The 754-nt window shown below is 63.3% G+C and carries 1 protein-coding gene; it reads left to right on the top strand.

Annotation, left to right across the window (positions count from 1 at the left end):
* The coding region (locus tag KME75_RS42125; protein ID WP_219420673.1) for a class I SAM-dependent methyltransferase at nt 1-638 on the top strand (638 nt) is incomplete at its 5' end.
* Between the last annotated feature and the right edge of the window lie 116 nt (nt 639-754).

Raw genomic sequence — 754 nt, 5'->3', positions numbered from 1 at the left:
ATCGAGCGGCTCCACCGGCACGTCTGCGCCGGACGCCCGCTCCCTTCGATGGTCTACGACATGTTGGCCCTCGATATCGGAGCCCGAAGCATGAGCCACAACTGAAGGACGACGCGTGCGAAACATTTGACCCCGTCAACCTGCAACGGTCGAACCTGGCCTATCGCGCACCGAAGCTCTACGACGACCTACTGGCAAACGATGCAGTCTCCGCCCGAATCGTTTCATTCGCCATCGATCGCCGGACGCCGGTGAGCACTGTCCTGGACGTCGGTTGCGGCACCGGCCGCGACCTCGGCACAATCCACGCCCGGCAACGCTGGCACTGCACCGAGGTCGACCTGCAACCCGACCTCGTCGAGTACGCCAGGAACTCCCATCCGGGGTGCACGTTTCTGGCGGCCGACATCCGGAATCTTCGACTGAATGCAGCGTTCGACCTGATTCTCTGCCTGGGAAACACCCTGTCATACCTGCACACGGACGCCGAGCTTGCGGCCACGATCGCAACATTTGCCGCCCACGCTGCCTCCGGCAGCCTCGTCGCGATCAGCACCTTGCTGGGCACAGGTACGAACAGCGCGGGACGGCAACATTTGATGACCACGCTTGGCGCCGCCGTAACTAGTCATCCCTGAAGGAGCGGGGCCGGTCAACCCCCTGTTGTTGTAGTTGATCTTTTCTTCGTTGGCTCTCCGACTGTTCTTGGGCGCGTCGAGGTAGGCGGCGGGGTCAAGGAGCGCCCGGGAGGGCG

The organism is Pseudonocardia nigra (genome assembly GCF_019396355.1).
In the GTDB taxonomy this organism is placed as follows: domain Bacteria; phylum Actinomycetota; class Actinomycetes; order Mycobacteriales; family Pseudonocardiaceae; genus Pseudonocardia; species Pseudonocardia nigra.
The sequence above is the reverse complement of the archived record's forward strand: the minus strand, read 5'-3'. Positions and strand labels throughout refer to the sequence as shown.